Origin of the sequence: Alkalispirochaeta americana, from assembly GCF_900156105.1 — a bacterium.
GTDB lineage: Bacteria > Spirochaetota > Spirochaetia > DSM-27196 > Alkalispirochaetaceae > Alkalispirochaeta > Alkalispirochaeta americana.
Genome location: NZ_FTMS01000004.1, coordinates 198,520 through 205,449 on the forward strand (window position 1 = coordinate 198,520; position 6,930 = coordinate 205,449).

The window sequence follows — 6,930 nt, forward strand, 5'->3', positions numbered from 1 at the left end:
TGCCCCATGATCGACCGTGAGTTTCGAAATCTTGTTTGCCGGGACTACTGCCACCGGCAGTCCCACCGGCAGTCCCTGAAACGCTCCTTTCTTCTTGCGATGGGTCTTGCAATGATCTTTGCCGCAGGCACTGTCGCGGCCGGGGGCCGTTCTGAACGGACCGTGCCGGACCGCCCCCTGGTTGTGGCAAGCTTTACCGTCCTGGAGGATCTTGTCCGCTCCGTAGCCGGAGAGGATGTGCAGGTGAAGACGATCGTTCCCGCAGGTGCCGAGCTCCACGAGTGGGAGTTGACTCCCCGGAACTTTGCCGACCTCGAGGAAGCGCATCTCTTCCTCTACAACGGCTACCAGATCGAGACCTGGCTTCCCCAGGCCCAGCGGATACTTCCCGCCTCGGTGCCCCGCGTGGCCGTGGCAGAAGAGACCGGGGTTGAAACGATCCCTGTCATGTTGGGCGATCTGGCGGGTGATGCCGATCCGCACCTCTGGATGGATCCCCGTATCGCAGTTCGCTATCTGGAGGTAATTCGGGACCAGCTGATCGCGCTCGATGGGGAGAACGCCTCGAATTACACCGCCCGGGCAGCTGAAGCGATCCAGTCAATGAATGACCTCTACCGGGAGATATCGGAAAAGCTCGCACCCATACCCCCGGAGCGGCGGAATCTCGTGAGTAGCGAGGCGGCGTTCCTTTACTTTGCCCGGGCCTTCTCGCTGGATCACGATGGTATCTGGGGAAGCAATTCCGAAGAGGAGGGAACGCCCCAGCAACTGGCCCGAATAATCGATATCATCAGGCGGGACGAAATCGGCACCGTTTTCTACGAGAGCACCATTAGCGATCGCTACGTTCGCAGTGTTGCCGACGAGACCGGCGCCGCCGTGGCCGGGCCCCTCTACGTGGATTCCCTGGGTACCGGCGAATCGGGTGTAACCTCCTACGCAGCCATGATGCGGGCCAATGCAAACCTTCTTCTCCAGGAGCTGGAAAAATGAGTACCCTTACGGCGATGAGACAGACCTGTTCAAACACCAGTGAAACCGTCGCCGCAGCCTCCTCCCTCAGGGGGGAGGACCATTGCCCCCTCTCGATCTCTCTTCGCGGGGTCGGTGCTGACTACAGCGGCGTGTCCGCCCTGGAGGGGGTTGATCTGGACCTGCCCTCGCAGAAGTTTATCGCGCTGGTTGGTCCCAACGGTGCGGGAAAATCGACGCTCCTGAAGTTGCTGACGGGAGTAAAACGGAGCAACCGGGGATCCATCGAAATCTGCGGCACGACCCTGGCCCAGGCCCGGAGAGAAAACCTGGTGGGCTATATCCCCCAGGAAGCGGATATCGATTGGGATTTTCCCCTCTCGGTCTACGACGTCGTTCTGGGTGGGCGGTACGGTCATGCCCGACACGAAGCGGGATTGCGCCGGTTCCTGCCGCCCCGTTTTCTGGGATCCTCCCATCACCAGGCTGTCCGGCAGGCACTGGAAGCGGTGGGTATGGAAGAGTTTGCCCGCAGACCCATCGGGGCTCTCTCGGGGGGGCAGAAAAAGCGGGTCTTTCTTGCCCGGACGCTGGCGCAGCATCCCCGGGTGCTCTTGCTGGACGAACCCCTGGCAGGGGTCGACCGTGCTTCGGAGGAGCTGATTCTGAAAGTTCTGCGCCGGGCCTGCGGTGAGGGCAAGACTGTCATCATGGTTACCCACGATCTTCCCACGGCACGGGAACAGGCCGAGCTGGTGGTTTTGATAAACCATGGAGTCATGGGAGTGGGAGCGCCCCGGGAGATGCTCAGCAGCGAGTCCCTGGAGCGTTGTTATCACCGCCAGGGGGTGAAGCGATGATCCTCTTCTACAACGCAATCGTGGCGGTTATCGAGTTATTGACGGCGATCCTGATGGTCCTGATCGGCTTCCTTCCATCGGTGGTGTCCGATCCGTTCTCCTACCTCTTCATGCAGCGGGCGCTCATGACGTCCCTGGTGGTGGGGGCGGTCTGCGGTGTTCTGTCCTGCTTTGTCGTGCTCAAGCGCTGGGCCCTTCTGGGCGATGCCATCAGCCACGCCGTGCTTCCCGGAGTTGCCCTGGCCTATCTGGCGGGAATTCCCGTGATCGTGGGAGCCTTTCTCAGTGGTGCTCTCACTTCCCTGGGAATAGGATTTGTTCAGCGAAACACCTCGGTCAAGGAAGATTCAGCCATGGGAATCATGTTTACCGCTGCCTTTGCCCTGGGCGTGGTGATCATCTCCCGGGTTGCCACCTCGACGCATCTGATGCACGTACTCTTTGGGAACGTCCTGGGTGTGGATATGCCCATGCTGGTCACCACCTTTACGGCGGGGATCATTGCCCTGGTGCTGGTGTTCTTTTTTTACAAGGAGTTTGTCCTTTACGCCTTTGATGCGGTCCATGCCAGCGCGATAGGAATGTCCACCAAGGCGATCCACTACGGGCTGATGCTTCTTCTCACGCTTACTATCGTGACGAGTCTGGAGACGGTGGGGGTGATCCTGGTGGTGGCCATGCTGATTGTTCCGGGAGCCACGGCATCGCTCCTGACCCGGCACCTGCCGTCGATGATAGCTATCTCTGTCGCTGTGGGGATGACCTCGGCGGCAACCGGGCTCTATCTCTCGTTTGTCCTGAACGTTGCATCGGGCGGGACGATCGTCCTGGTCGGGTTCTGCCTCTTTGTGATGGCTGCGGTGGTGGCCCCGGCAGGCCCCCTGCGAAGCTGGATGCGCAGAACCCGGAGAGCCCGAAGGCTGGAACAACCCTCCTAGGAAGGCCCCTTTCGCCGGGTAACCTCCCCCTGAATGCGCATGCGCTGACGGGGGAGCGCCCCGGACTGGGTCTCGCCAAGCCACCGGATGAGCCGTTCCCGCAGGTCGCAACGCAGATCCCAGGCTTTGGGAGAGTTGGCGGCGCTCATGAGCGAGCGGATAACCACAGTGCGGTCCGAGGCCTCCATCATCTGAACCACATCAACTTCTCCGTCCCACAGCGGGTGTTTCGCAAGAATCATGGACTGCTCTTTTCGCAGAGCCTCCACGTCCACAGAGTAGTCGGCGTGGATTGTGACTGCCCCAATTACCGAAGAGGTGGTGCGGGTCCAGTTCTGGAAGGGCTTTTGCAGCAGATAGCTGATGGGGACAACCAGCCGCCGCCGGTCCCAGATGCGAATGACCACGTAGGTCAGGGTAATCTCCTCGACCCATCCCCATTCTCCGTCGATCACCACGGCGTCGTCGATTCGCAGGGGCTGGGTGATGGCGATTTGTATCCCCGCCAGAACATTCGCGATCGATTGCTGTGCCGCCAGGCCGATCACCAGACCGGCCACTCCCGCAGAAGCGAGCAGGGAGGTTCCGAAACGCTGAATCCCGGGGATCGTCATGAGAAGGACCGCGATTGTCAGGACCGCCACTGAAATCAGGGCGATTCGTTCCAGGACAATAATTTGCGTTGTGGCCCGCCGGGCCCGGAGATTGTCGGGGTTGGAGAGATCGAACTGGCGACGGAGAAAAATAAAGAGCGTCCCCGTGGCACGGTGGAGCAGCATTCCCGAGGCAGCCACGACGATCAACGATGGAAGGCGGGACCCCGCAAGGCCCGGCGCCCCCCAGGAGAGGAGCAACGTTGCCAGGATAAGCTGGACCGGCAGTCTTGTCTGGGCCAGAAAGATTCGTACTCCCTGGCGGGAATCGGGGCGGGCCAGGTACGGGGAAAGCCGCGAGAATACGTCGTAGAGCAACCAGGCGGCGAAGGGTATCAGAAAGGCCAGGGCCTCCAGGGGTATTCCCCGGAGGTAGGGCACGTCCTGGAGCAGGGCGTGCCAGGTCAGGAGCCGTTCTTCCAGGAGAATTGTCAGGCCTCCTGGTCTTTCCGGGGAGCCAGCAGGAGCCCCAGCTCGGCCAGCTGTTTCTCGTCCACAGGGCTGGGGCAGTTATCCATGGGAGAGACCCCCGTGGCGGTTTTCGGAAAGGCGATCACCTCCCGGATCGATTCTTCCCCGGCCATGATCATCACCAGTCTGTCGAGTCCCGGGGCGATTCCTCCGTGAGGAGGCGCACCGTACCGGAAGGCCTCCAGAAGAAACCCGAACCGACGCTGGGCCTCGTCGGGATCGAACCCGACGATCTGGAAAATTCGCTGCTGCAGGGCCGGATCGTGGATACGGATCGATCCCGAAGCAAGCTCGAAGCCGTTGCAGACCAGATCGTAGAGGTCTCCCTTGACCGAGCCGGGGTCGCTTTCGAGAGTTTCCAGGTACTGCGCCTGGGGCATGGAAAAAAGGTGGTGGGCCGCAGTCCAGCGCTCTTCGTTCTGATCGTACTCGAAGAGGGGAAAGTCCACGATCCAGGCAAAGCGGAAGGTTCCCCGGTCTATCAGGTTGAGGGTGTGTCCCAGGCGGGACCGGACCGCTCCCAGGGCGGTGACGGCCACTTTCCACTGGTCCGCCATGAAAAGCAGGAGATCGCCCTCCCGGGCACCCAGAGCGGAGGCGATCTCCTCTGCCCGGGAGGCAAAGAACTTGGCGATTCCCCCCTCAAAGGTGATCGAACCGGAATCTCCCCGGGCAACCTTGGTCCAGGCAAGACCCCTGGCTCCGTAGGTTTTGGCGATATCCTCCAGATCGGTGATCTGCTTGCGGCTGAACCCTGCCTGACCGGGCACAACCAGGGCCTTGACCGCCCCACCGGCGGCAAGAGCATTCTCGAAGACACCAAAACCGCTTCCTGCCACAAAGGCAGCAAAATCCTGAATTTCCAGGTCAAAGCGAAGGTCCGGCTTGTCCGAGCCGTAGCGGTTCATCGCCTCGTCGTAGCTGATCCGGGGGAAGGGGGTTTCCAGATCCGTTCCCAGCCCCCTCTGGAATACCCGGGCCATCATGCCCTCGATAACGGCGAAGACCTCGTCCTTTCCCACAAAGCTCATTTCCAGATCGATCTGGGAATGTTCCAGCTGGCGGTCGCCCCGGGCGTCTTCATCGCGAAAGCAGTGGGCGATCTGAAAGTAGCGGTCGAACCCGCTGGCCATGAGAATCTGCTTATAGAGTTGCGGACTCTGGGGCATGGCGTAGAACTCTCCCGGATGGAGCCGCGAGGGAATCAGGAAATCCCGGGCTCCCTCGGGAGTGGATTTGATCATGGTGGGCGTCTCGATCTCGATAAAATCGAGGGAGGTCAGGTACTCCCGGACAGTCTGCATCACGGTGTGGCGCAGGGCGATCTTCCGCTGCATCGAGAAGGAGCGCAAATCCAGGTAGCGATAGGTGAGCCGCACATCGTCACGGGCGTCGGAGCGTTCGTCGATGGTAAAGGGTACCGGTTCACTGGTATTGAGAATCTCGATCCGGGATGCCGAAACCTCGATCTCCCCCGTGATCATGGAGGGGTTTTTCATCGCCTCGGGCCGTTCCAGGACGACCCCTTCCAGGGCAATGCAATATTCCATGCGAAGGGAGGCAGCAAGGGTGCGCAACGCTTCGGGGGCATCCTCGTTGATAACAACCTGGGTAATGCCATAGCGATCGCGGAGGTTCAAAAAGTGAACGCCTCCGTGATCGCGGGTCCGGTGGACCCAGCCATTGAGCCGAACGGTTTTTCCGGTATCGGCTACCCCGAGGGCGCCGCAAGTATGGGTGCGCTTCATCTGTTCCATGGCGCGACTCTACTACGAGGAGGGCTCCGGTTTCCAGCGGGTTCACCAGACTCCGTGTTCTACCAGTGTTCCCCCTGCGTCAAGAACCTCCTGCAAGGCCCGGTCTCCGTCCCCGGGAGAAACCTCCACGGGGAGCGTTCCGTCTTCGACCACCACCGTCTCGAAGCCCAGGCGGAGGGCGTCCAGCGCAGTGAACTTCACGCAGTAGTCCTGGGCCAGGCCGCAGACGATAACCCTCGTGACTGCCCGGTCCCGCAGGATTCGTTCCAGACCCGTGGCACGGGTGCCCCCGTTATCAAAAAACCCGGAATAGCTGTCCACCCGGGGGTCAGATCCCTTGCGGACCACCCCATGGAACCCTGCCACATCGAGGCCCGAGGCAAAGGAAGCGCCGGGGGTGTTCTGGACACAGTGATCGGGCCAGAGAATCTGCTGGAGGCCTTCCAGCTGGATTACCTCTCCGGGAGACCGGCCGGAGTGATTCGAGGCAAAGCTCCCGTGATCGGCCGGGTGCCAGTCCTGGGTGGCGATCACCAGGGAAAAGTGCGGCATGATACGGTTGATTACCGGTATCACCCGATCTCCCCGGGGAACAGCCAGGGCACCGCCGGGAAGAAAATCGTTCTGCACATCCACTACGAGTAAGGCATCCATAGGTACAAGCATAGCCTATGAAGAGGCTCCTGGCCACCGGGAAAAAATCGGGAAAGAGCCCTCGGGAGCCTCGTGGGTTCACCCCGGGGGCCAGGCGAGGCGGCGTCCTCCCAGAATATGGGCGTGGATGTAGGGCACCGTCTGAAGGGCATCTTTCCCGGTATTGAAGACCACCCGGTACCCGTTCTCTTCGAGCCCCAGGGTCTGTGCCGTTTCGGCGATACCCTGGACAAAGGCCCCCAGAACCTCGGGAGAGTGTTTCGAGGCCTCGGCGATGCTCTGCATGCGGGTGCGGGGCACCACCAGAACGTGAACCGGTGCCTGGGGATTGATGTCCCTGAAGGCCACCACCTGATCGTTCTCGAAAACGATATCAGCCGGGAGCTCCCTTGCTATGATTCTGTCAAAGAGTGTCTCTTCCATGGGGCAATCCTATCCTACTCGCCGGGTATCAGGCCAGCCCGGGCAGAGCCAGCCCGGAGTATCAGGGAGCGTATCCCCGGACAGGATCTTTCCGGCAGGCCGTGCATCCCAGAACGCGCAGATGCTTCCTGTCGTGGCGGCTGAACATCCGGGCAATTACATATCCCTCGGCGGGGACAGGGTTCTTGCAGACGGGACA

General features: G+C 61.0%; 7 protein-coding genes. 3 read left to right on the forward strand and 4 right to left on the reverse strand.

Annotated elements, in window-relative coordinates; all coding sequences use genetic code 11:
• The first annotated feature begins 6 nt into the window (after nucleotides 1-6).
• Genes BW950_RS04720 through BW950_RS04730 form a run of 3 tightly spaced genes read left to right on the forward strand, consistent with a single transcriptional unit; the run spans nucleotide 7 to nucleotide 2,773 of the window.
• A complete protein-coding gene (locus BW950_RS04720; RefSeq protein ID WP_083943725.1) occupies nucleotides 7-996 on the forward strand; it encodes a metal ABC transporter solute-binding protein, Zn/Mn family in 990 nt (329 codons plus the stop codon).
• Nucleotides 993-1,835 (forward strand): metal ABC transporter ATP-binding protein, encoded by an 843-nt coding sequence (locus BW950_RS04725; protein ID WP_076488133.1) that lies wholly within the window; start codon nucleotides 993-995, stop codon nucleotides 1,833-1,835. Before BW950_RS04720 ends, BW950_RS04725 begins: the two co-directional genes overlap by 4 nt.
• On the forward strand, nucleotides 1,832-2,773 hold the full coding sequence (locus BW950_RS04730) for a metal ABC transporter permease (RefSeq protein ID WP_076488134.1): 942 nt from the start codon (nucleotides 1,832-1,834) through the stop codon (nucleotides 2,771-2,773). The genes BW950_RS04725 and BW950_RS04730 overlap by 4 nt, the downstream gene beginning before the upstream one ends.
• On the opposite strand, the gene BW950_RS04735 is transcribed toward BW950_RS04730, so the two are convergent.
• The 4 genes from BW950_RS04735 to BW950_RS04750 all read right to left on the reverse strand — a co-directional run bounded on the left by BW950_RS04735 (nucleotide 2,770) and on the right by BW950_RS04750 (nucleotide 6,731).
• The gene (locus BW950_RS04735; protein ID WP_234969022.1) at nucleotides 2,770-3,807 is read right to left on the reverse strand and encodes a mechanosensitive ion channel family protein; all 1,038 of its coding nucleotides are present in this window, start codon (nucleotides 3,805-3,807) and stop codon (nucleotides 2,770-2,772) included. The two genes, BW950_RS04730 and BW950_RS04735, sit on opposite strands and share 4 nt — an antisense overlap.
• Before the next feature lie 50 nt (nucleotides 3,808-3,857).
• Entirely contained in the window at nucleotides 3,858-5,654 is a 1,797-nt protein-coding gene (gene aspS, locus BW950_RS04740) for an aspartate--tRNA ligase (RefSeq protein WP_076488135.1), read from the reverse strand.
• Between the two features lie 42 nt (nucleotides 5,655-5,696).
• The gene (gene pncA / locus BW950_RS04745) at nucleotides 5,697-6,308 is read right to left on the reverse strand and encodes a bifunctional nicotinamidase/pyrazinamidase (RefSeq protein ID WP_076488136.1); all 612 of its coding nucleotides are present in this window, start codon (nucleotides 6,306-6,308) and stop codon (nucleotides 5,697-5,699) included.
• A 78-nt stretch (nucleotides 6,309-6,386) separates the two neighbouring features.
• Nucleotides 6,387-6,731 carry a histidine triad nucleotide-binding protein gene (locus BW950_RS04750; protein WP_076488137.1) on the reverse strand — a complete coding sequence of 115 codons (345 nt, stop codon included), beginning with the start codon at nucleotides 6,729-6,731 and terminating at the stop codon, nucleotides 6,387-6,389.
• Nucleotides 6,732-6,930: the final 199 nt, after the last annotated feature.

Coding starts and splice junctions, on each gene's coding strand:
- BW950_RS04720 (WP_083943725.1), top strand. CDS start 7: ATGATCGACCGTGAGTTTCGAAATCTTGTTTGCCGGGACTACTGCCAC.
- BW950_RS04725 (WP_076488133.1), top strand. CDS start 993: ATGAGTACCCTTACGGCGATGAGACAGACCTGTTCAAACACCAGTGAA.
- BW950_RS04730 (WP_076488134.1), top strand. CDS start 1,832: ATGATCCTCTTCTACAACGCAATCGTGGCGGTTATCGAGTTATTGACG.
- aspS (WP_076488135.1), bottom strand. CDS start 5,654: ATGGAACAGATGAAGCGCACCCATACTTGCGGCGCCCTCGGGGTAGCC.
- pncA (WP_076488136.1), bottom strand. CDS start 6,308: ATGGATGCCTTACTCGTAGTGGATGTGCAGAACGATTTTCTTCCCGGC.
- BW950_RS04750 (WP_076488137.1), bottom strand. CDS start 6,731: ATGGAAGAGACACTCTTTGACAGAATCATAGCAAGGGAGCTCCCGGCT.